Source organism: Pseudomonas sp. AIG (assembly GCF_977020205.1).
In genome coordinates this window covers 17,536-42,418 of the sequence record NZ_CDROCK010000002.1, presented here as the reverse complement: position 1 = coordinate 42,418, position 24,883 = coordinate 17,536, and the positions used below count along the sequence as shown (strand labels likewise).

Genomic DNA, 24,883 nt, shown 5'->3' with positions numbered 1-24,883 from the left:
CGGGAAGCAGCCGACATCGGATTTTTCGGTGCATCAATAAAGTTTGGTCTCCCATCAACAGAGATCAAACTGAATGTCTGCTCAACACAAATTCGCACCGAAATATTTGGCTCTAGCCGTTGCGCTGGCACTTGGCGGTTTACAGCTTGCTAACGCTCAGCAGCAGCCTGACGTAGCCGAGTCACTCCCCGACATAAACGTGCCGGAGCTGCCAGAAATCGGCTCATATCAGGAGGCTCTCGAAAGTATTCAGCGTTTTATTGGCGATAAAAACACTGTGCCCATCGTGCTCGATACACCCGAAAGTACTTTCCAAGGTGCAGCAGTCAACGATTTGATCGTTCTCAATGACGGCGCCTCCGTCAGTGGGCGGTTAGATGGCGGCGAGGGGAAAAACGTATTGGTAGTGAATGCCTCTAACGGCGGCACGCTAAAAGACACCCGTAATCTCAATGGATTGCATCTCGTCCAGGGAGACTGGACGATAAGCAGCAAGGGAGACTTCAAGGAAGGCGTGTTGGTAGAGCCCAGCGGTACGCTGACAAACCTGGGCGCCATAGAGGGAGGCGCGATTAGCGCCGGCAAGCTTTTCAACAGGGGAAGTATCAAGGGCAACGTACAAGTAGAGAAAGGAGGCAGTTTTGCGGGCAAGGGTACGGTAGGAAATCTGCACGTGAATGGCCTGCTCACGGTCAATGAATTGCACGGCAGTCCGCGGGTGAAAGGCAACCTGAGCTTTTCCCCAAACGCCGAACTGGCTTATGAGGTCAGTCCTGTCGGCAGTCAGACGATCAAGGTCGATGGTGCAGCCAAGCTTGATGATGCCACCCTGAAAATTGTCGCTACTTCGGGGGAGTACCCATCAAGCCGCCAGTACAAAATCATCGAAGCTGGCAGCGTAGAAGGTAAATTCGGCACGATTGTGAACGACCTGGCCTTCATGACAGCCACACCTCAATACAACAAAAAATCCGTCGGACTGACTTACGCCCGTAACGGTGAGCCGCTTGCGAGCGTTGCCACAACTACCAACGGTCGTGCAGTTGCCGACAGCATTGTCGAACCACAAGCGCCTGCGCCATTCGCAACGCCAACGCCATTGACGGCATCCGCACCAGTTCCAGTTCCAGTTCCAGTTCCAGTTCCGACGTCAGCATCGACTCTCGTTGCAGAGTCCGCCCCATCGCCAGTGCAGGACGAACCTCTGACTGCGCAAGTTAACGAGACCGCCGAACAGCCCGCTCCTGCGCCACTTAAACCCACAAACGCAGCAGTCGCCGCGTTGCTGACCAGTGACAAAACCACCGCCCCCGTCGCCATCGAACAGCTCGCCGCCGGCAGCAACGCCAACCTCGCCAAAGCCACGCTGAGCAGCATCACTCCGGTGAGCGCAAGCATGCTCTCGGCCATGCAGCAACTGAACAGCCGTTACGGCTCTGCCTACTCCGGCAATTCACCGCGTCAGGCCGCCGGCGGCGCCGATTCCGGACGGGTGTGGATTCAGGCGCTCGGCCATGGCGGCAAGGTCGATCGCGAGTTCGACAGCACCCTCAAACACGCGACCCAGGGTCTGGTCATGGGCGCCGACTGGCGGCTCGACGAGCAATGGCATATCGGCCTGGTCGGCGGTAAATCGCAAACCCGACTCGATGCCCGGCAATACGATGGCGATCTCGACAGCTGGCACCTCGGTGCCTACGCCGTGCGTCAGGACGGACCGTTCTCACTGCGTCTCGGAGCGACCTATGCCAGCCATGACGGTGACAGCAAGCGGCGAGTAGCCTTCAACGGGTTCAGCGACCGCCTCAAGGGCAGCTACGACGCCAACACCCAGCAAGCCTTTGCCGAACTGGCGGTCAATGTTGGCCGGCACAACGCAACGCTCGAACCGTTCGCCAGCCTCGGCTATCAGCGCTACCAGCGCGACAGCTACAGCGAAAAAGGTGGGGATGCGGCGCTGAAAGTCTTTGGGCAAACCCGCGACAACCTCAGCAGCACCTTCGGCCTGCGTACGGCGAAAATCACTCGACTGGATAACGGCATGACGCTGACGCCGCGATTCAGTGCCGGCTGGAAACACACCTTTGGCGAGATCGAAAGCGGCACCCGCCAGCAACTGGTCAAGGGTGGCAAGCGGTTTGAGGTTGCCGGTGCAGCGCTGGATCGAAACAGCCTGTCGGTGGATGCCGGCCTCGATCTTGGTCTGTCAGCCAATCACTCTGTCGGCGTGGGTCTTACCGGTGAAATGGCCACTGACAGCCGCACCCACGGCGTGATGGGCCAATGGCGCATGGCGTTCTAACTGACACAACATTCTTTGTAGGAGCTGCCGAAGGCTGCTCCTACAGGATCAAAAAAACGCAAAAAAAAGGGGAGCACATGCCCCCCCGAGGTTTAAAGCGTTGGATCGCGGCCGTTATCTCAGCCTTCGATCTCGATCAGGATTTCGCCCGGATTGACCCGATCACCCTTGGCCACATGAATCGCAGTGACCTTGCCGGCAATCGCTGCCTGGACTTCGGTTTCCATCTTCATCGCTTCGGTGATCAGCACAGCCTGGCCGGCCTTGACGGTGTCGCCCTCCTTGACCAGCACATCGACGATGTTGCCGGGCATGGTGGTACTGACGTGGCCCGGCGCCGAGGCTTGTTTGCGCTTGCTGCTGCCACCGCTGACGAATTCGTTGAGCGGTTCGAACACCACTTCTTCCGGCATGCCGTCGATGGACAGGTAGAAGTGACGCTTGCCTTCAGCCTTGACGCCGACACCGGTGATGTCGACGCGGTAGGTTTCACCGTGCACATCGATGACGAACTCGGTCGGTACGCCTTCGCCGCCCGCCTTCGTTACACCGCCCGCTTCAGGAATTGGCAGCAGCACTTCAGGGGTCAGGGTGCCGGCGGCACGTTCTTCGAGGAATTTGCGGCCGATGTCCGGGAACATGGCGAAGGTCAACACGTCCTCTTCCGACTTGGCCAGTGCGCCGATGTCAGCGCGCAGCTTGGTCATTTCCGGCTTGAGCAGATCGGCCGGACGCACATCGATAACTTCTTCGCTGCCGATGGCCTGACGACGCAGTTTTTCGTTGACCACGCCCGGCGCTTTGCCGTAGCCGCCCTGCAGGTACAGCTTCACTTCGTTGGTGATGGTCTTGTAGCGCTCGCCGGCCAGCACGTTGAAGAACGCCTGAGTGCCGACGATCTGCGAGGTCGGGGTCACCAGCGGCGGGAAACCGAGGTCTTCACGCACACGCGGGATCTCCGCCAGCACTTCGGCCATGCGGTTCAGGGCGCCCTGCTCTTTCAACTGGTTGGCGAGGTTGGAGATCATCCCGCCCGGCACCTGGTTGACTTGCACGCGGGTGTCGACGGCGGTGAATTCGCTTTCGAACTGGTGGTACTTCTTGCGCACGGCGTAGAAGTACAGGCCAATCTCTTGCAGCAGCTCGAGGTTCAGGCCGGTGTCGTACTCGGTGCCCTTGAGTGCAGCGACCATCGACTCGGTGCCCGGGTGGCTGGTGCCCGACGCGAAGCTGGAGATCGCGGTGTCGATGTGGTCGGCGCCGTTTTCGATCGCCTTGAGCTGACACATGGTCGCCAGACCCGCCGTGTCGTGCGAGTGGATGAACACCGGTAGCGATTGCTCGGCTTTCAACGCACGCACCAGTTCGCCAGTGGCGTACGGGGTCAGCAGACCAGCCATGTCCTTGATCGCCACGGAGTCGCAGCCCATGGCTTCCATTTGCTTGGCTTGCGCCACGAACGCATCGATGGTGTGCACCGGGCTGGTGGTGTAAGCGATGGTGCCCTGGGCATGTTTGCCGGCAGCTTTCACTGCTTCGATGGCCACGCGCAGGTTACGCACGTCGTTCATCGCGTCGAAAATGCGGAACACGTCGATGCCATTCACCGCCGCCTTGGCGACGAAGGCTTTGACCACGTCGTCGCTGTAATGACGATAGCCGAGCAGGTTCTGCCCGCGCAGAAGCATTTGCAGGCGGGTGTTAGGCAGCGCCGCGCGCAGTTGGCGCAGACGCTCCCACGGATCTTCCTTCAGGAAGCGAACACAGGCGTCGAACGTCGCGCCGCCCCAGCATTCCAGCGACCAGTAGCCGACTTTGTCGAGCTTGTCGCAGATCGGCAGCATGTCTTCGGTGCGCATGCGGGTGGCGAGCAGCGATTGGTGAGCGTCGCGCAGGATGGTATCGGTAACGAAGATCTTCTTGGACATTGTTGTATTCCTCACAGGCCTGCGTGGGCGGCGATGGCGGCGGCGATGGCCAGGGCCAGCTCTTCGGGTTTGCGCTTGATCGAGTAGTTGGTCAGTTCAGGGTGGCTTTCAACGAAGCTGGTATTGAACTGGCCGCTACGGAATTCCGGGTTGCGCAGGATTTCCTGGTAGTACGCGGCAGTGGTCTTCACGCCTTGCAGGCGCATGTCGTCCAGCGCACGCAGGCCACGGTCCATCGCCTCCTCCCAGGTCAGCGCCCAGACCACCAGCTTCAGGCACATCGAGTCGTAGAACGGCGGAATGGTGTAGCCGGTGTAGATCGCTGTGTCGGTGCGCACGCCCGGACCACCGGGGGCGTAGTAACGGGTGATCTTGCCGAAGCTCGGCAGGAAGTTGTTCTTCGGGTCTTCGGCGTTGATACGGAACTGCAAGGCGAAACCACGGTGCTGAATGTCTTCCTGCTTCACCGACAACGGCAGGCCGGAGGCGATGCGAATCTGTTCGCGGACGATGTCGATCCCGGTGATTTCTTCGGTGATGGTGTGTTCCACCTGAACCCGGGTGTTCATCTCCATGAAGTACACCTCGCCCTCGGCGAGCAGGAACTCCACAGTACCGGCGTTCTCGTAACCCACAGCCTTCGCCGCACGCACCGACAGGTCGCCAATGTAGGCGCGCTGTTCCGGGGTCAGTTGCGGGCTCGGGGCGATTTCGATGAGCTTCTGGTTGCGACGCTGAATCGAGCAATCACGCTCGAACAGGTGCACGACGTTGCCGAAGCTGTCGCCGAGGATCTGCGCTTCGATGTGCTTGGGATTGACGATGCATTTTTCCAGGAACACTTCGGCAGAACCGAAGGCCTTGGTTGCTTCGGAAATCACCCGAGGGAAATTCTGTTCGAGTTCTTCGCGGCTGTTGCAGCGACGGATACCACGACCGCCACCACCGGAAGTGGCTTTGAGCATCACCGGGTAACCGATGCGGTCGCCCTCGGCCAAGGCTTCTTCGATATCAGCGACGTTGCCTTCGGTGCCCGGCGTCACCGGCACACCGGCCTTGATCATGCTGCGGCGCGCTTCGGTCTTGTCGCCCATGCGGCGAATGACTTCTGCCGAAGGGCCAATGAATTTGATCCCGCGTTCGGCGCAGATATCAGCCAGCTCGGCGTTTTCCGAAAGGAAACCGTAACCGGGGTGCAGTGCATCACAGCCGGTTTCAACCGCCAGGTTCACCAGTTTGCGCGGGTTCAGATAACCGGCCAGTGGCTCGGCACCGATGCTATGGGCCTCATCCGCTCGCTTCACATGCAGCGCATGACGGTCGGCGTCGGAAAAAATCGCAACCGAGCGAATGCCCATTTCGGCGCAGGCTCGCACGATTCGTACGGCAATCTCACCACGGTTGGCGATCAGGATCTTTGTTATCACTTGGAGGTTCCCTTGAGCCGGTGGCACCACGACCTGCTAGACCCAGGTCGACGCGTGACCAAATGTTTCAATTTAGTCGCAGGTCCACACTAGCGCTCATGAAGGATTAACAAAAATGAATAAAAATTGGGTCAGGCATAAGTAAAGACTTATAGTTGAAGCATCCGCCAGCCGTCAGAGCCTGTAAAAAATGCGTAAGTCCTTGATGCGTATGACATTGCGTCAATTGCAGATCTTCAACGAAGTGTGTGATTTACGCTCTTACAGCCGCGCAGCCGAGGAAATGTCCCTCACACAACCGGCCGTCAGCCTACAGATTCGTCAGCTCGAAGAGCTGATCGGCCAGCCATTATTCGATTATGTCGGCAAAAAACTCTACATGACCGAGGCGGCCGAAGCGCTCCAGCGCGCCAGTCGGGACATTTTCGGACGCCTGGAAAACCTCGATATGCAGCTATCAGACATGCAGGGTTCGCTGCAGGGTCAGCTGAAACTGGCGGTGGAATCCAGCGCCAAATATTTCGTGCCGCACCTGTTCGCCGCGTTTAAACGCCAGCATCCGGAAGTGAATCTGCAACTGACTGTGGTCAACCGTGGCCAAGTGATCCGCAGGCTCTCGGACAACCGCGACGATCTGGTGATCATGTCGATGGTGCCGCAGGACATGGGCCTGGAATTCCTGCCGTTCCTCAACAACCCGATTGTCGCGGTGGCGCGCCCGGATCATCCATTGGCGCACATGGGCCCGCTGCGCTTGCAGGATCTTGAACCGTACACGCTGCTGGTCCGCGAGCCGGGATCGGGTACGCGACTGGCCTGCGAGGAGTATTTCAAGGAGAAGCGCGTGCACTTCACCCAGACCCAGGAAGTGGCCTCGGCCGAAGCGCAGCGTGAATGCGTGCAAGCGGGTCTGGGCCTGGCGCTGCTGACACGCCATGCCCTGAACCTGGAACTGGCGACCGGCGGACTCGTCGAGTTGCCGGTCGAAGAACTGCCGCTGCTGCGCAGTTGGTGCCTGGTGCAAGCCAAAGCCAAACGCTTGTCACCGGTAGCACACGCCTTCCTGGCGTTTATCCGCAGCGAACGGGTGCAGATCAGCGCGCTGGTTGAGCGCTTCGACGGGAAGCTGCGGTCGCTGCCTGCCAGTGAGTGATCTCGGGAAAGTCGCCGATTTCGGCCTGAAGCTGGCGCAGTTCGAAGCGATCTTCGATAGCGCGGCGAAATTCCATGCGGCGCTGGTCTTCTTGCTGACGACGGGTTTTCGCGGCGCTGTTGCGTTCTTCGTAAGGCTGAGCCATTTCGAGTCTCCCAAGGCGATGACGGGAGTTTCACGATAGGCGGCGGGGATGACGGTTTGGCTGCGCGGGGATGACAGTGCGATGAAACTTGCGGTGTTTTTGAGGACGCCTTCGCGAGCAGGCTCGCTCCCACAAGGGATCTTCTGTGAACACAAATTCTGTGTCATACCGAGATCAAATGTGGGAGCGAGCCTGCTCGCGATTAAGGTCGGAACGACCTTGGATGACGTGAGTCATCAGTCATCCAGAGCTTTGGCGGCCTTAGGCGACAAGCGCAGGCTGCGCAAACTGCGCTTCACGCTCTTGAGGTGGTTAACCAAGCTCGGCCCGCGCGCCATGGCCACGCCCATCGCCAGCACATCAATCACCACCAGATGCGCAATGCGCGAGGTCAGCGGCGTATAGATTTCGGTGTCTTCATGCACATCGATCGCCAGATTGACCGTCGACAATTCGGCTAGGGGCGTCTGACTCGGGCATAAGGTAATCAGCGAAGCGCCGCTCTCGCGCACCAGATTGGCGGTGATCAGCAGATCCTTGGAACGCCCCGACTGGGAAATGCAGATCGCCACATCGGTCGGCTTCAACGTCACCGCCGACATCGCCTGCATGTGCGGATCGGAATACGCCGCCGCCGTCAGCAGCAAACGGAAGAACTTGTGCTGTGCATCCGCTGCCACTGCACCCGATGCACCAAAGCCGTAGAACTCGACCCGCTGCGCCTGCGACATCAGTGTCACCGCACGCTGCAACTCGATCGGATCGAGCTTCTCGCGAACCTCCATCAGGGTGTGCAACGTGGTGTCGAAAATCTTCAGGCTGTAATCGGCAACCGAATCGTCTTCATGGATCGCGAACTGACCGAAGCTGGCACCGGCCGCGAGGCTTTGCGCCAGTTTGAGTTTGAGATCCTGAAAACCGGAGCAACCGATGGCGCGACAGAAGCGCACGATGGTCGGCTCGCTGATGCCGACACTGTGGGCCAGGTCGGCCATGGAACTGTGCATCACCGCCGCAGGGTCAAGCAGCACGTGGTCGGCGACCTTGAGCTCCGACTTGCGTAACAGGTGACGTGATTGGGCGATGTGTTGCAGCAGATTCAAGGGGCTGGACTCTTCTTATGGGCAAGGATGTAGCACGCTTGTAGTTATACTACATGAATTGGCTTTTTGCCTGCTCAATGCGTAACTCCATGTCCCCATATCAGGCGCGATGGGGTGCATGTAGCCCTTAAAGCGGTTTTTCCTGATTACGCAAAAGCCCGGCCAGACTGGCAGCTTCCACCGGGCGGCTGATCAGATAGCCTTGCACCTCATCGCAACGCTCGGCGCGTAAAAACTCCAGCTGATCCTGTCGCTCGACGCCTTCAGCCACTACTTTCAGTGACAGCCCGTGAGCCATGGCAATGATCGCGCGAGTGATCGCCGCATCTTCACTGCCCTCACCCAACCCGCGAATGAACGCCTGATCGATCTTCACGTAATCCACCGGAATACGTTTGAGGTAACTCAACGACGAATAGCCGGTGCCGAAGTCGTCGATCGCCAGTTTCACCCCCAGATCACGCAATTGCTGGAAGGTCGCGATGATGTGTTCGACGCTGTCGAGCAACTGGCTTTCGGTCAGTTCCAGTTCGAGGTAGTGCGGCGCCAGCCCGGTTTCCTCCAGCACTTGCCGCACCAGACTGACCAGCTTGCCCTGGCGCAATTGATGCACCGACAGGTTCACCGAAACGCGGATCGGCTCCAGCCCCTGGCGCTGCCATTCGCAAGCCTGCCAGCAAGCCTGACGCAGAACGAATTCGCCGATTGGCCCGATCAGTCCGGTTTCCTCGGCCAGCCCGATGAAGTCTCCCGGCGGCACCCGGCCCATGGTCGGATGATCCCAGCGCACCAACGCTTCCGCCGCATTCACGCGTCCGGTTTCCAGGCACAGCTTGGGCTGATAGAACACTTTCAGCTGCTTGTCTTCGATGGCTTTACGCAACTGGTTTTCCAGTTGCAAACGCTCAAGGGTGCTGGCCTGCAGGCTGTCGGTGTAGAACTGGAAGCTGTTGCCGCCGAGGTGCTTGGCATGTTGCATGGCCATGTTCGACTGGCTGACCAGCGCAGAAATTTCCCGCGCGTTGTCCGGCAACATGCTGATGCCCATCGACGCGCTGACCACCAGTTCATGGCCTTCCACGGTCAGCGGCAAGCGCAGCTTGGCCGACAACCGCGTGGCCACCCGGGCCAGACTCGACAGATTGCCGTAGGCATCGAACAGCACCGCAAATTCATCACCGGACAATCGGGCAATGGTGTCCGCTTCCGGCAAGGCGTTGACCAGGCGGCGCGCCATTTTCTGCAGCAACTGGTCGGCAATCTCATGGCCGAGGCTGTCGTTGAGCAGCTTGAAGCGATCCAGGTTGATGTGCAGCAACGCCAGACTGCGTCGGCCCTGACGCGAACGCTGATGCGCTTCGTGCAAGCGTTCGCGGAACAATGAGCGGTTGGCCAACCCGGTCAGTTCGTCATAATGAGTCAGATAACGCATGCGCTCTTCGGATTCACGCCGCGCTGAAAGATCGGCGAAGAAGCCGACAATGTGACTGACATTTCCCCGACCATCACGCACCGCATTGAGTTGCAGCCACTGCGGATACAGTTCGCCGTTCTTGCGCGTTTCCACCAGTTCGCCCTGCCAACTGCCGTGCTGCTCCAAAGCGTGACGGATCGCCACATAATGACGGCGGGCATCGCGGCTGCACGGCAATTCGACGACGTTGCGCCCGAGCATGTCTTCGATGTCGTAGCCGGTGACGCGGCTGAACGCCTGATTGATTGCGATCAGCGCGTAATTCGGGTCGAGAATCACGATGCCTTCACTGGCCGCTTCGAATACGGTCGCCGCCAGGCGCTGCTGCTCTTCGAGGCTTTTGCTGGCGCTGATGTCGCGGCGGGTGCCGACCATGCGGATCACCCGGCCGCTGTCGCTGCGCTCTACCGCGCGGCCCCGGTCCTCGATCCACACCCAGTGGCCATCGCTGTGACGCACGCGGTATTCGATCTGGTAGTCCTCGGTGCGGCCCTTCAAATGCTCGATCAACGCGTATTTCAGCGTCGGCACATCGTCTGGATGCAGACGTGGCTTGAGGTCGCGCAACAGCGCCGTGACGTATTCCGGAGCGAGGCCGAACAACTCCTGAATCTGCGTGTGGTGGACTTCGTCGGTTTGCAGGTTCCAGTCCCACAGCCCCAACTCGCTGGCCTTCAACGCCAGCGCCAGCCGCGCCTCGCTTTTGCTCAGGGCCTGATTGGCAGCGTCCAGTTCTCGGCTGCGCTGAGCAACGCGGTCTTCGAGTTCGACCTGTGCTTCACGCAACTTGCCCTCGGCACAGCGCCGGTGGTCGATTTCCTTGGCCAGCTCCAGATTGAGCTGCTCGCTGCGCAACTGCGTCTGTTGCAGGTGTTCGATCAAATGCTGATTCTGAAAGCGCCGCAGCAAGCCGCGATCAATCAGGCGATTGACCTGCCACGCGACCACGCTCAGCGAGCCGAGCAGGATCAACCCGAGCCAGCCCCAGCCGCGTGCCTGCTCATCGCCGCCCCAGAACAGAAAGCCGATCGCCGGCAGCAGACAGGGCAAGGTAAAGGAGAGAAACGCCGGCAGGCTCACCGCGTAGGCAACGCTGGCCGAGAGGGTTGCAGCGCCGATCAGGCCGAACACCCAGGCTTGCTGCATGAAGTTGTCGGCGGGCACCAGGGCAATGCCGGCACCGGCCAGCGTCAGGCCGGTCATGGTTGAGCCAAGCAGAAACATCCGCCGCCAGATCGGCTGCGCCTGACGGTCAGGGATCGCCGAGTCGAACGCGGCGACCTGAATCACCCGCAACGCCACCAGCGACAACAACCACACCAGCCAGACGCTGACCACAAAGTAGCGCTGCGGGCTCCAGAGCAAAGCGGCGCAGACCAGACCATTGATCAACATAAACAGGGTGGGCAACAACGAGCCCTGATACAGCAGACGCGTACGCTCGACCGCCATTTCGACGGCATAGTGCTTGCGGATAACCCGGGGTTCCACGGAGGGGCCCGACAGTTCAGAGCTGAGGGTCATGGGCAACGTTCTTGTTCTTATAAGGAGGGCGTGCGCCCGAAACGTGGACGGAGCATACACAAGCAGCTCCCGTTGCCAAACTGCTCCAGATCACAATTTCAGCGAAACTTTTCCACCCTTTGGCACCGGTAAAACCCTCGGAGCGCGGCGGGCCGATGCTTGTAGCCAGTGACTGACCGGTCGTCATCGACAGGACTTTCATCGGCTAATGCAAAGCTCGGTTTGCCCGGGCCTGCGGCGCACCCTAGAATGCCCCGATGCGCGATGATCTCTCCCTTCTGCTGAACTCCCTCAACGATGCCCAACGCCAGGCCGTAGCAGCCCCCGTTGGCCGTCAGTTGGTCCTGGCCGGTGCTGGCTCCGGTAAAACCCGAGTGCTGGTGCACCGTATCGCCTGGTTGATCCAGGTTGAAAACGCCTCGCCCCACTCCATTCTGTCGGTGACCTTCACCAACAAGGCTGCTGCGGAGATGCGTCATCGCATCGAGCAGTTGCTGGGTATCAACCCGGCCGGCATGTGGGTCGGCACCTTCCACGGCCTGGCGCACCGCTTGCTGCGGGCGCACTGGCAGGAAGCCGGACTGAGCCAGACTTTCCAGATTCTCGACAGCGACGACCAGCAACGGCTGGTCAAGCGGGTGATCCGCGAGCTGGGTCTGGACGAGCAGCGCTGGCCAGCCCGTCAGGCGCAGTGGTTCATCAACGGCCAGAAAGACGAAGGTCTGCGGCCGCAACATATTCAGGCCAGCGGCGACTTGTATCTGGCGACCATGCGCGGAATCTACGAGGCCTACGAGGCGGCGTGCCAGCGTGCCGGGGTTATCGATTTCTCCGAACTGCTGCTGCGTGCCCTCGACTTGTGGCGCGATCACCCGGGCCTGCTGGCGCATTATCAGAAGCGCTTCCGGCATATTCTGGTGGACGAATTCCAGGACACCAACGCCGTGCAATACGCCTGGTTACGCCTGCTCGGCAAGGGCGGCGACAGCCTGATGGTGGTCGGCGACGATGACCAGTCGATTTACGGCTGGCGCGGCGCGAAGATCGAAAACATTCATCAGTACTCTTCCGACTTCGCGGATTCGGTGACCATTCGTCTGGAACAGAACTACCGCTCCACCGCCGGCATCCTCAAGGCCGCCAACGCCCTGATCGCCAACAACACCGGACGCCTGGGCAAAGAGCTGTGGACCGACGGCGGCGATGGCGAAGCGATCAATCTGTACGCCGCGTTCAACGAACACGATGAAGCACGCTACGTTGTCGAAACCATCGAAAGCGCGCTGAAAACCGGCTTGGCCCGCAGCGATATCGCGATTTTGTACCGCTCCAACGCCCAATCGCGCGTTCTCGAAGAAGCTTTGCTGCGCGAGCGCATTCCGTACCGTATCTACGGTGGTCAGCGCTTCTTCGAGCGCGCGGAAATCAAGAACGCCATGGCGTATCTGCGCTTGCTCGAAGGTCGCGGCAACGATGCGGCGCTGGAACGGGTGATCAACGTGCCGGCCCGTGGCATCGGCGAGAAAACCGTCGAGGCCATCCGCGATCACGCGCGCCACAGCGATGTGTCGATGTGGGAAGCGATGCGCCAACTGGTCGCCAATAAAGGCCTGACCGGTCGCGCCGCCGGTGCGCTGGGTGTGTTTATCGAGCTGATCGAAAACCTCGCCGCCAAGTGCATGGAAATGCCGCTGCACCTGATGACACAAACCGTCATCGAGCAATCCGGCCTCATTGCCTACCACGAAGCGGAAAAAGGCGAGAAAGGTCAGGCACGGGTAGAAAACCTTGAGGAACTGGTCAGCGCCGCGCGCAACTTCGAGAACACCGAAGAGGACGAAGAACTGACGCCACTGGCGGCATTCCTTGGCCACGCTTCGCTGGAGGCCGGCGACACCCAAGCCGACGAGCATGAAGACAGCATTCAGTTGATGACCCTGCACAGCGCCAAAGGTCTGGAATTCCCTTACGTGTTCCTCGTGGGTATGGAAGAAGGCCTGTTCCCGCACAAGATGAGCCTGGAAGAACCGGGGCGCCTTGAGGAAGAACGGCGCCTGGCCTACGTCGGCATCACCCGGGCGATGCAGAATCTGGTGATGACCTATGCTGAAACCCGACGCCTGTACGGCAGCGAAACCTACAACAAGGTTTCGCGTTTCGTACGCGAAGTACCGAAGGGCCTGATTCAGGAAGTGCGCCTGTCGAACAGTGTCAGCCGTCCATTCGGCGGTAATCAGTCGATGAGCGGCAGCAACCTGTTCAGTGGCAGCGAGATTCCGGAAACGGGTTTCAGCCTCGGTCAGGCGGTACGCCATTCGATTTTTGGTGACGGCGTGATCCTCAACTTCGAGGGCGCCGGTGCGCAGGCACGGGTGCAGGTGAACTTCAGCGAAGGCAGCAAGTGGCTGATGCTCGGCTACGCCAAGCTGGAAGCGATCTAAGACCGATTTCGCTTTTCTGTGGGAGCGAGCCTGCTCGCGAATGAAATCACCGCGGTTGATCTGATAGACCGCGGTGCGGCGTTCGCGAGCAGGCTCGCTCCCACAGGGTTTGGCGGTGGATAATCGAACAAGGACATTTCCATGGGCTCAGGCTTCTTTTCTTCCTGGACATTCTGGGCCCTGCTCTCGGCCACTTTCGCCGCATTGACGGCGATTTTCGCCAAAGTCGGTATCGAAAACGTCAATTCCGACTTCGCCACCCTACTGCGCACGATCGTGGTATTGGTCAGCCTGGCCTTGATTTTGTACGCAACGGGCCAATATCAGTCATTGGGATCAATCTCCGCCAAAAGCTACCTGTTCCTGTTGTTGTCCGGCCTGGGCACCGGCGCGTCGTGGCTGTGCTACTTCCGCGCGTTGAAAGTCGGCCCGGCCTCGCTGGTCGCACCGGTGGACAAACTCAGCGTAGTGCTGGTGGCGGTGCTTGGCGTGATCCTGCTGGGTGAGAAACTTGACCTGCGCCAATGGGGAGGTATCGGCCTGATCACGGCCGGTGTGGTGATGCTGGCGTTTCGTCGCTAAGCACGTTTTCCCACTGAACCTGTCTCCGTTTCCTACAGCCAAATGTACATGGCCTTATTGCCCCGACCGAGCTGAACGTAACCTGTCAGGCAAAAGCCCGAAACACTCTCTCGCTAGCCAGTAACACTTCAGCTGTGCAACATGGCGCGCGTGTCTCCACAAACGGGAATTCCCTTTATGAAACGTTTTCTTAGCATCGCCATGGCGTTGTGCATCGGCCTGACGATGAGCCTCGACGCCAACGCCAAGCGCTTTGGTGGTGGCAAAAGCGCCGGCGCTGCGCCGACGCACCAGACCAGCCAAATGGCTCCATCTTCTCCAGGTGTCGGCGGCGCTGCTGCGACCGCAGGTGCTGCCGGTGCCGCTGGCGCTGCGGCCAAGGCCGGCGGTGCTTCGAAATGGCTCGGCCCTCTGGCCGGTATCGCCGCCGGTGGCCTGCTCGCTTCCATGTTCATGGGCGGCGGCTTCCAGGGCATGCAGATCTTCGACATCCTGATCATGGCCGTGATCGCGTTCGTGATCTTCCGCTTCATCGCTGCACGTCGACGCAAGCAGCAGGAGCAGTTCGCTCCGGCCGGCGCACCAATGCAGCGTGAAGTGTTCGAGCAGAAGCCTGCTGCCATGGGTTCGATCTTCGGTGGTTCGGCTGCACCTGCTGCCGCTCGTCCGGTGATCAATGCGCCAGCCTGGTTCAACGAGCAGAACTTCCTTGAAGCTGCACGCAGCCACTTCCAGGCGCTGCAGCAGCACTGGGACGCTAACGAGATGGACAAGATCGCCGAGTTCGTGACCCCGCAAATGCTCGAGTTCCTCAAGCGCGAGCGTGCAGATCTGGGCGACGCGTTCCAGTCGACCTACATCGACAACCTCCAGGTTCAACTGGATGGCGTCGATGACCGTGCTGACAAGACCATCGCCACCCTGACCTTCAGCGGTGTGTCGAAGACTTCGCGCTTCGATCAGGGCGAAGTGTTCAGCGAAAGCTGGAACATGGAGCGTCCGCAGGGCGAGAACCAGCCTTGGCTGGTTGCCGGTATCCGCCAGAACGGCTGATCCCTCCCGACGCTTCACTTGCGGTAATAAAAACCCCAGCCTCGGCTGGGGTTTTCTATTTCGCGGTTGCATCTATAGCGAGCTACTGTATAAACCGGCCCATATAAACCGCGCCATTCAAGCAAGAGGATCCCGGACGTGGAAGAAATCATCGAACAACTGCGTGAAGCCAACGAACCCGTGCCGGTTCCATTGGAATTGCCTGACGAAGATCTGCTGGTCGAAATCGAAGAACAGCTGTTCATCGACATTCCGTTTGTCTTCAGAGAGTTTTTGCTGACCGTCAGCGATGTGGTGTATGGCAGCCTCGAACCGGTGACTGTCACCGACCCGCAATCCCACACCTACTTGCCGGATGTTGCCGCCAACGCCTGGGATGCCGGGGTTGATCGCAGCCTGATTCCAATCTGTCAGGACGGCGACGACTACTACTGTGTCGAAGAAGACGGCACAGTGGTGCTGTGGCAAGCCGAAGAAGAATTGATTGCCGAGGAAACCTGGGAATCGGTGTGGCACTGGGCGCGGGACGTCTGGCTGGAAAGCTGATCGGCCAGCCGCCCCCGGCAGGTCAATGCCCCGACGACTCCTTGTGGTTGTCGAGGGTTTCCAGCAGCGCCACCTGCATCCGCGTGTGCACGCGGATGAACCAGCGCCAGAGCAGCGCCGCCACGGCGGCCGCGACGACGGCGATCAGCACCAGCAACTTGTTGGTCGGCAAGATACTGGCCGACAAGGCTGCCAGCAGCAGGAAGATCACCAGCAGCGAGAGAATCGGGATCACTTCGGAGATCACCCGACGCACTCGCTGCGTGTGACGCCCGGCCATTTCCGGCTTCACGCCCATCTCCGCCAGCAGCATCGACAGCGCCTTGAGCTTGCGATACGCCGCAATCAAAAACGGCAGCGAAACCAGCAACGCCCCGCCCCAGATCAGCGCCTTCTGCCAGCTCGGATCGCTGATCCAGTCTTGCAGCCAGGCCGAGAGGCGTTCAGCAAAGAACGCCCCGCTAAAGAAGATCGCAATCACCAACGCCAGATTGACCCCGACCTGGAGCAGGATCTTGCGGATAATCGACGCCAGCATCGCGCCCTCGCCTTGCGGCTGGATACTGCGCAACCATTCGCCGTACATGCCCAACACGCGACCGAGACGCTTGGGCACGGCCGCCGACAACTTGATCGACAGCGGATCGGCCGCGCGAATCAGATACGGCGTCAGCAGCGTGGTGATCACCGACACAGCGACAGCAACCGGATAGAGGAAGTTACTGGTCACCTGCAGGGTCATGCCCAGCGCGGCGATGATGAAGGAAAACTCGCCAATCTGTGACAGGCCCATCCCCACGCGCAGTGAGGTGCGTCCGTCATTTCCGGCGATAAACGCCCCGAGGCCGCAGGACAACATCTTGCCAAGCACCACGGCGACGGTGATGACCGCGATCGGCCACGCGTATTGCAACAGAATCATCGGATCAAGCATCAGGCCGATGGCCACGAAGAAAATCGCACTGAACAGGTCGCGAACCGGCTCGATCAGCCGTTCGATCTTCAGCAATTGCCGAGACTCGGCCATGATCGCGCCGATCAGGAAGGCGCCGAGCACCATGCTGTATTCGAGCTTGACCACCAGCAGACAGAAACCGAAACACAGACCCAGCACAGTGATCAGCAGCATTTCGTTGCTTTCGAATTTGGCCACGTAAGCCAGCAGGCGCGGCACCAACAGAATGCCGATGACCAGCGCGACGATCATGAACAACGACAACTTGCCGACCGTGGAGAACACTTCACCGGAACTGACCGTGCCGCTGACGGCGATGCTGGATAGCAGCGCGATGATGCCGATGCCGAGAATGTCTTCGACGATCAATACGCCGAAGATCAACTGCGCAAAGCGCTCGTTCTTCATCTTCAGGTCATTGAGCGCCTTGACGATGATGGTGGTCGAGGAGATCGCCAGAATCGCGCCGAGGAACAGCGAGTCCATGGTGTTCCAGTCGAACCAGCGACCGATTTCGTAGCCGATCCAGATCATCAGGACGATTTCGAGGAACGCCGCAATAAACGCCGTGGCACCCACCTTGAACAACTTGCGCAGGCTGAACTCCAGCCCGAGGCAGAACATCAGGAAAATCACTCCAAGCTCAGCGAGGGTCTTGATGGTTTCTTCGTCGTGGATCAGGCCAAACGGCGGCGTGTGCGGGCCAATGATGAAGCCGGCGACGATATAGCCGAGCACCACCGGCTGCTTGAAGCGATGAAACAACACGGTCACCACGCCTGCGACCAACATGATCACTGCCAGGTCCTGAATAAAACTGATGGCATGCATGGCGTGGGCTCCTTGAATGACAAGGCTCGCGGGCAGACGTCAGAAAAGTCTGAGCGAGCTAGGTAAAAATCCGCTTTTGGTGTGGGAATTGCCCTTGAGGCGGGCTTTTGCAGGGTAACACCGCGACTTCCGCCTGGAAGGCGGTGCAATATATGGAAACAGATCGATCCCGGCGTGACGGCGGCCCGTCGCCCGGCGTCCCGATAACGGTGCTTTAGAAAAGCGACCAGGCACCCGCAGAGGTGCTTCCAGCAACCAGCCTTGATCCGTGAGAACGTTATGGAACCCGGAAACGCCCAGCTGTCGATGACGGTACTGATGACCCCCGACATGGCCAACTTCTCTGGCAATGTCCACGGCGGCACCCTGCTCAAATACCTCGACGAAGTGGCTTACGCCTGCGCGAGCCGTTATGCCGGCCGCTACGTGGTGACGCTGTCGGTGGATCAGGTGATTTTTCGCGAGCCGATTCATGTCGGCGAACTGGTGACTTTCCTGGCGTCAGTCAACTACACCGGCAACACGTCGATGGAAGTCGGCATCAAGGTCGTTACCGAAAACATCCGCGAACGCTCGGTACGCCACACCAACAGTTGCTTCTTCACCATGGTTGCCGTGGATGACCAGCGCAAGCCGGCCGCCGTGCCGCCGCTGCAACCGCAGAACAGTGAAGACAAGCGTCGTTATATGCAGGCGCAGCAGCGTCGGCAGATTCGTCAGGAGCTGGAGAAGCGCTATCAGGAGATCAAGGGCGACGCCTGAGATTTGTAGCGTTAGGAAATCGCTATCGCGAGCAGGCTCACTCCTACATTGGAATTCGTTTCCCTGTAGGCGTGAGCCTGCTCGCAATTGGATTCAACGCGGTCTTACAAACTGATCGCAGTCGCCTCGAACTTCACCCGCGGATGCGCAATCCGATCCTGCGCCCGCACCAGTTGCAACTCATAACTGGCGCACGCCTGAGTCTCCAGCAATACCTCATGCACCGCCGCCGCCGTGAACTCAAACGCGGCTACCAGGCTGTCACCCAACAGCACCCGCGCCAGAAACAGGCCGGATGTCAGATCACCCACGCCCACCGGCTGACGCGGAAACGCCAGCAACGGGCGGCGCAGATGCCAGCTGCCTTCGGCTGTCACCAGCAACATTTCAAAGCCATCGGCCGGTTTGCCCGGATAGTCCAGATGTTTGACCAGCACCACTTTCGGCCCGCGTGCCAACAGTGCCCGCGCCATCGCCAGGCAATCGAACAACGATTGCGGCTTGCGCCCGGAAAAGCTGTCCAGCTCCAGCTGGTTCGGACACATGATGTCCGCCACGGCTGCCGCCTCGTCCAGGAGGAAATCGCTGACTTCGGTCGGCACGCTGCAGCCCTTCTCCGGATGGCCCATCACCGGATCACACAGATACAGCGCCTTCGGATTGACCGACTTGATGCGCTCGACGCCGCTGAGAATCGCCCGGCCCTGCGCCGCGCTGCCGAGGTACCCGGACAGCACCGCATCGCAATTGCCCAGTTCGCCAATCGCGGCAATGCCTTCGACCAGCTCGGGAATCTGCTGCGGCGCCAGCACTTCGCCGGCCCATTGGCCGTACTGGGTGTGGTTGGAAAACTGCACCGTATTGAGCGGCCAGACATTGACCCCGACCCGCTGCATCGGAAAAACCGCGGCGCTGTTGCCGGCGTGGCCGAACACCACGTGGGACTGAATGGCGAGCAGATGAGGCGTACGTTTCATTCGGGTCATTCCGTAAAACGATTGAAATTCAAGCCGCGCAGTATGCGACGAAACGCAGCCTGTACGACAGACCGGCGACGCAGTTAAGCTGACGCTATCTTTTGGAGTTCGATGTTGATGCTGACCCTGGAAAACATCTTCGTGCTGATACTGTTCGCCACTGCCGGCGCGTGGCTATGGCACAACCATGGCTTGCGCGAACGCGCCCTGGAGCGGGTCAAACAGCATTGTCTGAACGTGCGGGTCGAGCTACTCGACGGCAACGTTGCCCTGAAGAAGATCGGTTTCATCAAGGACGCCAACGGTCGCCGACGACTGGCGCGGGTGTATAACTTCGAGTTCACCGTGACCGGCGAAACCCGCCATAACGGCACCATCACCCAGTTTGGCGCGCACAGTGCGCAGATCGAACTGGCGCCCTACCCGGCACCGTTCGACGACACGCCACCGGTGGTTGAAGTGCACAAGCCGCGCGCCGAAGTCATCGAGTTAAGCCAGTGGCGCCAGGAACACACCAAGTGGAAGCCTTAAAGATCAAAAGATCACAGCCTTCGGCAGCTCCTACAGGGAATCGCATGTAGGAGCTGCCGAAGGCTGCGATCTTTTGATCTAACTGTCCCGACACCCCGACAAACCCTGCTGCAGCTTTTCAATGTTTTGCGGATCGACGAAGATCAGCTCAATCCGCGAATCCTTTCGCCACTCACTGACCTGCCAAATCAACTCGGCATTATCCAAAGCATTCGCAGACACCCAGCCCTCCGAGCTGTGGATAACCAGTTTCGCCCGCTGCCAATTGAGGCTGGCTAGCCAGTCAGCAATGCGAAGCTTGTCGAACGTCTGCCCCGGATGCCAACGCCAACCAATGCTCCAGCCCCCCTCCTGCGCCTGACTCAGGCAAATCGGCAGCGTCGGATCAGTCCAGACGGTCGGCATTTGACCTAATGCTTTGGGTACGGCCAGGTTTTCCGCACCGTTGACCGCTTTTGCGGCCAGGCCCGGCAGTTCACTCAGGCTTAATTGCGCCTCTCGAGTCCAGACCAACGGCACTGGCGGCAACTGCCTGGCGATTTTTCCCTTGGCCCCGTCATCAAGGTTTTCAGCCTTGTTCAACAACAGCAGGCCAGCGGTTTCCAAGGCTTCCAGTTGCGCTGCCGGCAACGGTTTCCCCGCTTCCAGCGCCTGAGCATCCAGCACCAGAACACACGGCTGCACCGCCAGTACACCCAGCCACGGCGCCTCATTCAACTGTTTAATCAATTGCGCCGGATGACCCAACCCGGAAGGCTCGATGAACAATCGATCCGGCTTTGCCTTGCGCAACAAACGCCCGAGGCCGATCTGAAACGGCGCGCCATTGACGCAACACAGGCAGCCCCCGGCCACTTCGCCCAGTGCGATACCATCGGCGTCGCTCGTCAGCAGTGCAGCATCGAGGCCGATCTGGCCAAACTCGTTGATCAGCACCGCCCAGCGCTCGCCGGCCGGCCGCTGGGTCATCAACTGACGAATCAGGCTGGTCTTGCCGGCGCCCAAAGGGCCAGCAATGACATGGGTAGGAATGTTCTGCAACATGGCCGGGAGCTTTCTTGGGAGATTCAAAGATGCGTTGGATGGGATGGTCGTTGCTGTTGACGCTGCTGTCGAGCGAAGCGTGGGCCCAGGCCTGCGTGGTGCACAGTCAGGGCGAGCGGCTCGATGTCAAAGTCTGCCAGCAGAACCGCAATATTCCGGAAAAACTGTTCAACGACGGTTTCTGCCAACCAACGCTGGCCGGACAGAAAGTCGAAGTGCAGTATGTCGATCAATGCCCGAGTGGTGCGTTTGGCGTGTGCAGCAACGCGCGAGTCGCCAATATGCCTTATCGCCAGGATATCCACTATTACGGCGTCGCCACGGATGCCGCGTATCTGAAGCCGTACTGCGAAGGCCAGAGCCAGGGTTTGTGGCTCAAGCCTTGAGGCGTCAGCCGAGCCAGTCGAGCGTCAGTAGCAGACGACGCTCGCCCGCGCCCGGTTGCGGCGAGCGGTGAATCAGGCCGAAGCCTTCATTGCCGTGCCATTTCTCGCCTTTCAATAACGCGACGTCGCCGCTGTTGAGTTGCTCAATTTGCGCTTGGGGTTCGGCGTTGGCCTGCCCCAATTGACTGCGATCCATCGCGCCCTCCTTGAGCCATTGGCTGCCGGCACCGGCGTAAGTCGTGATCAGCCGCACCGGCACGTGATCAACGTGAAAGCGCGGGCACATGGCTTTATCGAGCACTCGCAGGCGCAGACCAATACGCCGCGCACCGAGCAAGCAGGCGAAGGCACTGACTAACCATTTCTGGTCGGCGATAAAGCCTTCGTAACCCTCCAGATCGCGGAAGCCCACGGCCAGACCGGAAAGATCAGGTTCCGCGTCCTCATCCGGTAACTCCAGACACAGCGATTCCGCCAAAGGCTCGTTGAGCGACAGGAGCAAGTGGGCAAACTCGCTGATATGCAAAGGCAGTTGACGCTGCCAGACAGCGAGGTTGGTGTCGTCTTCCAGAATCCGTGCCAGTGCTTTCGGCGTCGGACCTTGATGTTGATGGCGGGTACGGTTTTGCAGCAGTTTGAGTGCAAGCATCAGGCGGCCTCTTCGTGCCAAGGGCCGAACGGATCCGCCAGCAATCGCCAGCCCTCTACGCCAAGGGCCATTTCTTCATCGGTGAGCAGGCAGGCATCGAGTTCGGCAGAAAGCTGCAGGAAATCGATGTTCTGACCGATGAACACCAACTCCTGGCGACAGTCGCCAACGCTCGGCGTCCAGTTTTCCATGATGGCTGCGGTGCTTTCCTGATCGTGTGGCCATTGGTCCTTCGGCACAAAACGCCACCAGCGCCCGGCAAAACCGTGGCGCATCAAACCGCCAGCCTGCGACCAGCTACCGGCGTCGGTGGGTTTGCTCGCGAGCCAGAAGAAGCCTTTTGAGCGCAGCAGTTTGCCGTTCAGCCACGGCCGATCGATGAAACTGAAAAAGCGTTGCGGATGAAACGGACGACGCGCGCGGTACGCGGTTGAAGCGATGCCGTACTCGTCGGTTTCCGACACATGCTCACCGCGCAACTCCTGTAGCCAGCCGGGTGCTTGCGCGGCTTTCTCAAAGTCGAAACGACCGGTATTGAGGATTTTCTCCAGCGGCACCTCGCCCATCACCATCGGGATGATTTCGGCGTGGGCATTAAGGCGTTTGAGGATGGCGATCAGCTCTTCTCGCTCGCACTGGCTGATCAAGTCGATCTTGCTGATCAACAGCACGTCGGCGAACTCGATTTGTTCGATCAACAAATCAGTGATGGAGCGCTCGTCTTCCTCGCCAAGGATCTCGCCACGAGAAGCCAGACTCTCCGCCGCCTGGTAGTCCGGCAGGAAATTCACACCGTCGACGACAGTGACCATGGTGTCGAGACGCGCGATGTCGGAGAGGCTTTGGCCCTGCTCATCGCGGAAGGTAAAGGTTTCGGCCACGGGCAGTGGCTCGGAGATGCCGGTGGATTCGATCAGCAAATAATCGAAGCGGCCCTCACGGGCGAGTTTGCTGACTTCTTCCAGCAGGTCCTCGCGTAACGTACAGCAGATACAGCCGTTGCTCATTTCGACGATTTTCTCTTCAGCGCGGTTAAGGCTGACATCACGCTGGACTTCGCTGCCATCAATGTTGATCTCGCTCATATCATTGACGATGACGGCGACACGCAGACCCTTGCGATTACGTAGTACGTAATTCAAAAGCGTACTCTTTCCGGCGCCAAGAAATCCTGAAAGTACGGTGACGGGCAATTCGGCTGACATTGGATAATCCTCTTTAGATCGCAGCCGATTAGCGCTTTGCTGGCGCTTGGCGTTTTTGTGCTTCATGCGATGGTTTTCGCTGAAAGTAAACGCTTGAAATCGGCCTGCTCAGGCTCGGTTATTTTTTATGTTATAGTATAACAACATGAATAAACCAGCCCTCCTCTTGTCTTGAACGATAAACCGCAGGAAGCTGAGCCAACCTCGCTCCCGGAAGTCATGATGAACAATGCGCTGAAATGCTCGTTGCTGAGCCTTGGGTTGTTGTTGTCTGGAAATGCGATGGCACAACTGCCCACGCTCGCGACCTGCACACGCAGCGCAAACCTGTTGGCCTGCGTCGATGGCGAGGGCAACGCCTATAGCGTCAACACCGTCGGCAACACGCTTTATCTGCGTGGGTTTGAAAAGGCTGGCCAGCGTTATTGGGCGCAAACCAATAGCCGTTTCGGCCAACTAACGTTCTTCACCGGCATCGCCTCTGACGGCGAAGCCTGGGTTGGCTACACACGACGTGTTGGCTGGACGACGATCAATCGGTTCTCGAGCTCGGGCGGTAGCAGCGCGAAGTTCACCTGCAGCCGGATTACCGGCTGTTAGACCTGCGCCTTTTGCTGCTCTTGCTGCCAAGCCAGGTAGCTGTCGACAGGGGGATTCTTTTCAAAGTAGCGCTGCAATCCTTTAAACAAACCGTCTGCCACGGCTTGCTGATGCCGAGCGGTGACTAGACGCTGACTGTCGCGCGCATTGGAAATGAAGCCGGTTTCCACCAGGATTGAGGGTACATCGGGCGATTTCAGCACCGCAAAACCGGCCTGCTCTACACGCTTCTGGTGCAGAGTGGTGATACCGGCAAGGCTGCTCAGCACCGTGCTGCCGAGCTGCAAACTGGCGGCGATCGTCGCATTCATTGACATGTCGAGGATCACCCCGGCGAGCATCGGGTCTTTATCTTTCAAGTTAAGCAGACTTGGCGCACCGAGCAGGTCCGCGCCATTCTCTCGCTGCGCCATAAAGCGCGCAGTCGCCGATGTCGCACCACCTTCAGACAGACAATAAACCGAGGCGCCAGAAGCGGTCAGGCGCGGGGCTGCGTCGGCATGCACCGAGATAAACATGTCGGCCCTATGCTGCCTGGCGATCTCCACACGCTTGCGTAAAGGCACGAAAAAATCGTCATTGCGCACCAGTTTTACGTCAAAGCCCTTCTCTTTTTTCAGGCGTTTAGCGAGCAACTGCGCAATGGAAAGCACGACATCTTTTTCCCGCTCGCCCTTGGCGCCGATCGCGCCGGGATCCTTTCCGCCATGCCCCGGATCGACGACTACGATGATGTCGCGCTTCGGATGAGCGCTAATCTGCGGTGTTTCACGTGGAACCTTTGGGGGCATTGCCATTGGTTTCGCGCTGACCAAATCCAATACCAAGCGATGACTTTGCCCATCCTGCGGCGCCAAAAGGAAACTGTTCAGCAGCACGGGATTGTTCAGATCAAGAACGATCCTCGAGTCGCCCAAACCAAATGGTCCGGATCGGATCGACCGAATCATCGTGTCATTCAGAGCCAACTGGCTGAAATCTGCCCTCAAACTTGCCCCACTCACATCAATGATTAGCCGCTCAGGCGCACTGAGTGTGAAGGTCTTGTAGCGCACCGGCCCGCTCAGATCGAACACCAACCGCAGCTTTTCCTCAGATCGCCAAAGTCTTGCCTGACGAATTTGCGTAGCAGACACACCGAAGGGCAAAGCAAAAGTAGCGCTGGCCAAAATCAGATTGAGCACCTGACGTCTGTGCATATGAAAACCCGTTCATGAAAAAGACATCGTGATTTGAATTGTTATAATGTAACATCGAATTCAATC

At 59.2% G+C, this 24,883-nt stretch carries 21 protein-coding genes; 10 read left to right on the top strand and 11 right to left on the bottom strand.

The genetic code is table 11. The features are described from left to right. Window positions 1-73: 73 nt before the first annotated feature. Window positions 74-2,302 (top strand): autotransporter outer membrane beta-barrel domain-containing protein, encoded by a 2,229-nt coding sequence (locus ACWR1S_RS01655; RefSeq protein WP_454562222.1) that lies wholly within the window; start codon window positions 74-76, stop codon window positions 2,300-2,302. Window positions 2,303-2,421: 119 nt separating this feature from the next. On the opposite strand, the gene oadA is transcribed toward ACWR1S_RS01655, so the two are convergent. Continuing rightward, on the bottom strand, window positions 2,422-4,230 hold the full coding sequence (gene oadA, locus ACWR1S_RS01650) for a sodium-extruding oxaloacetate decarboxylase subunit alpha (protein ID WP_016984008.1): 1,809 nt from the start codon (window positions 4,228-4,230) through the stop codon (window positions 2,422-2,424). 11 nt (window positions 4,231-4,241) lie between these two features. After that, window positions 4,242-5,657: an acetyl-CoA carboxylase biotin carboxylase subunit gene (locus tag ACWR1S_RS01645; protein WP_025112637.1), complete on the bottom strand. Its 1,416-nt coding sequence runs from the start codon at window positions 5,655-5,657 to the stop codon at window positions 4,242-4,244. Window positions 5,658-5,847: 190 nt separating this feature from the next. Here ACWR1S_RS01645 and ACWR1S_RS01640 point away from each other — a divergent pair, with 190 nt between their 5' ends. Beyond that, entirely contained in the window at window positions 5,848-6,810 is a 963-nt protein-coding gene (locus tag ACWR1S_RS01640; RefSeq protein WP_454562221.1) for a LysR family transcriptional regulator, read from the top strand. Here the strand turns inward: ACWR1S_RS01640 and ACWR1S_RS01635 are convergent. The 3 genes from ACWR1S_RS01635 to ACWR1S_RS01625 form a co-directional block, all read right to left on the bottom strand. Then, window positions 6,752-6,955 carry a PA3496 family putative envelope integrity protein gene (locus tag ACWR1S_RS01635; protein WP_454562220.1) on the bottom strand — a complete coding sequence of 68 codons (204 nt, stop codon included), beginning with the start codon at window positions 6,953-6,955 and terminating at the stop codon, window positions 6,752-6,754. The two genes, ACWR1S_RS01640 and ACWR1S_RS01635, sit on opposite strands and share 59 nt — an antisense overlap. A 236-nt stretch (window positions 6,956-7,191) precedes the next feature. Then, complete coding sequence (gene hexR, locus ACWR1S_RS01630; protein ID WP_008078846.1) at window positions 7,192-8,058, bottom strand: transcriptional regulator HexR; 867 nt, start codon at window positions 8,056-8,058, stop codon at window positions 7,192-7,194. 127 nt (window positions 8,059-8,185) lie between these two features. Beyond that, window positions 8,186-11,056 carry a putative bifunctional diguanylate cyclase/phosphodiesterase gene (locus ACWR1S_RS01625; RefSeq protein ID WP_454562219.1) on the bottom strand — a complete coding sequence of 957 codons (2,871 nt, stop codon included), beginning with the start codon at window positions 11,054-11,056 and terminating at the stop codon, window positions 8,186-8,188. Window positions 11,057-11,313: 257 nt separating this feature from the next. Here ACWR1S_RS01625 and uvrD point away from each other — a divergent pair, with 257 nt between their 5' ends. From uvrD to ACWR1S_RS01605, 4 genes are all read left to right on the top strand, one after another. Further along, window positions 11,314-13,497 carry a DNA helicase II gene (uvrD, locus tag ACWR1S_RS01620; protein ID WP_454562218.1) on the top strand — a complete coding sequence of 728 codons (2,184 nt, stop codon included), beginning with the start codon at window positions 11,314-11,316 and terminating at the stop codon, window positions 13,495-13,497. Between the two features lie 141 nt (window positions 13,498-13,638). Continuing rightward, the gene (locus ACWR1S_RS01615) at window positions 13,639-14,079 is read left to right on the top strand and encodes an EamA family transporter (RefSeq protein ID WP_016984014.1); all 441 of its coding nucleotides are present in this window, start codon (window positions 13,639-13,641) and stop codon (window positions 14,077-14,079) included. Window positions 14,080-14,256: 177 nt separating this feature from the next. After that, window positions 14,257-15,132, top strand: a complete 876-nt coding sequence (locus tag ACWR1S_RS01610) for a Tim44 domain-containing protein (protein WP_454562217.1) — start codon at window positions 14,257-14,259, stop codon at window positions 15,130-15,132. Window positions 15,133-15,270: 138 nt separating this feature from the next. Then, the gene (locus ACWR1S_RS01605; RefSeq protein WP_003187120.1) at window positions 15,271-15,678 is read left to right on the top strand and encodes an SMI1/KNR4 family protein; all 408 of its coding nucleotides are present in this window, start codon (window positions 15,271-15,273) and stop codon (window positions 15,676-15,678) included. 22 nt (window positions 15,679-15,700) lie between these two features. On the opposite strand, the gene ACWR1S_RS01600 is transcribed toward ACWR1S_RS01605, so the two are convergent. Further along, the gene (locus tag ACWR1S_RS01600) at window positions 15,701-17,464 is read right to left on the bottom strand and encodes a cation:proton antiporter (RefSeq protein ID WP_454562216.1); all 1,764 of its coding nucleotides are present in this window, start codon (window positions 17,462-17,464) and stop codon (window positions 15,701-15,703) included. A 279-nt stretch (window positions 17,465-17,743) separates the two neighbouring features. On the opposite strand from ACWR1S_RS01600, the gene ACWR1S_RS01595 reads away from it, so the two are divergent. Then, window positions 17,744-18,226 carry an acyl-CoA thioesterase gene (locus ACWR1S_RS01595; RefSeq protein ID WP_003229693.1) on the top strand — a complete coding sequence of 161 codons (483 nt, stop codon included), beginning with the start codon at window positions 17,744-17,746 and terminating at the stop codon, window positions 18,224-18,226. A gap of 104 nt (window positions 18,227-18,330) precedes the next feature. Here ACWR1S_RS01595 and pdxY read toward each other — a convergent pair whose 3' ends face one another. After that, entirely contained in the window at window positions 18,331-19,203 is an 873-nt protein-coding gene (gene pdxY, locus ACWR1S_RS01590; RefSeq protein ID WP_454562215.1) for a pyridoxal kinase PdxY, read from the bottom strand. Window positions 19,204-19,320: 117 nt separating this feature from the next. Here pdxY and ACWR1S_RS01585 point away from each other — a divergent pair, with 117 nt between their 5' ends. Beyond that, window positions 19,321-19,734 (top strand): DUF3301 domain-containing protein, encoded by a 414-nt coding sequence (locus ACWR1S_RS01585; RefSeq protein WP_141126115.1) that lies wholly within the window; start codon window positions 19,321-19,323, stop codon window positions 19,732-19,734. 78 nt (window positions 19,735-19,812) lie between these two features. Here the strand turns inward: ACWR1S_RS01585 and ACWR1S_RS01580 are convergent, their stop codons facing one another. Next, complete coding sequence (locus tag ACWR1S_RS01580) at window positions 19,813-20,778, bottom strand: CobW family GTP-binding protein (RefSeq protein WP_454562214.1); 966 nt, start codon at window positions 20,776-20,778, stop codon at window positions 19,813-19,815. 29 nt (window positions 20,779-20,807) lie between these two features. Between ACWR1S_RS01580 and ACWR1S_RS01575 the strand changes: the two genes are divergently transcribed. After that, entirely contained in the window at window positions 20,808-21,164 is a 357-nt protein-coding gene (locus ACWR1S_RS01575) for an NADH:ubiquinone oxidoreductase (RefSeq protein WP_454562213.1), read from the top strand. A 4-nt stretch (window positions 21,165-21,168) separates the two neighbouring features. On the opposite strand, the gene ACWR1S_RS01570 is transcribed toward ACWR1S_RS01575, so the two are convergent. Further along, window positions 21,169-21,813 carry a DUF1826 domain-containing protein gene (locus ACWR1S_RS01570; RefSeq protein WP_454562212.1) on the bottom strand — a complete coding sequence of 215 codons (645 nt, stop codon included), beginning with the start codon at window positions 21,811-21,813 and terminating at the stop codon, window positions 21,169-21,171. Next, window positions 21,813-23,018: a zinc metallochaperone GTPase ZigA gene (zigA, locus tag ACWR1S_RS01565; protein ID WP_454562211.1), complete on the bottom strand. Its 1,206-nt coding sequence runs from the start codon at window positions 23,016-23,018 to the stop codon at window positions 21,813-21,815. Before zigA ends, ACWR1S_RS01570 begins: the two co-directional genes overlap by 1 nt. A gap of 222 nt (window positions 23,019-23,240) precedes the next feature. On the opposite strand from zigA, the gene ACWR1S_RS01560 reads away from it, so the two are divergent. Continuing rightward, window positions 23,241-23,618, top strand: a complete 378-nt coding sequence (locus ACWR1S_RS01560; protein ID WP_454562210.1) for a glutamine synthetase — start codon at window positions 23,241-23,243, stop codon at window positions 23,616-23,618. On the opposite strand, the gene ACWR1S_RS01555 is transcribed toward ACWR1S_RS01560, so the two are convergent. Further along, window positions 23,615-24,817, bottom strand: coding sequence for an N-acetylmuramoyl-L-alanine amidase (locus ACWR1S_RS01555; protein WP_454562209.1), 1,203 nt, complete (start codon window positions 24,815-24,817; stop codon window positions 23,615-23,617). The two genes, ACWR1S_RS01560 and ACWR1S_RS01555, sit on opposite strands and share 4 nt — an antisense overlap. Between the last annotated feature and the right edge of the window lie 66 nt (window positions 24,818-24,883).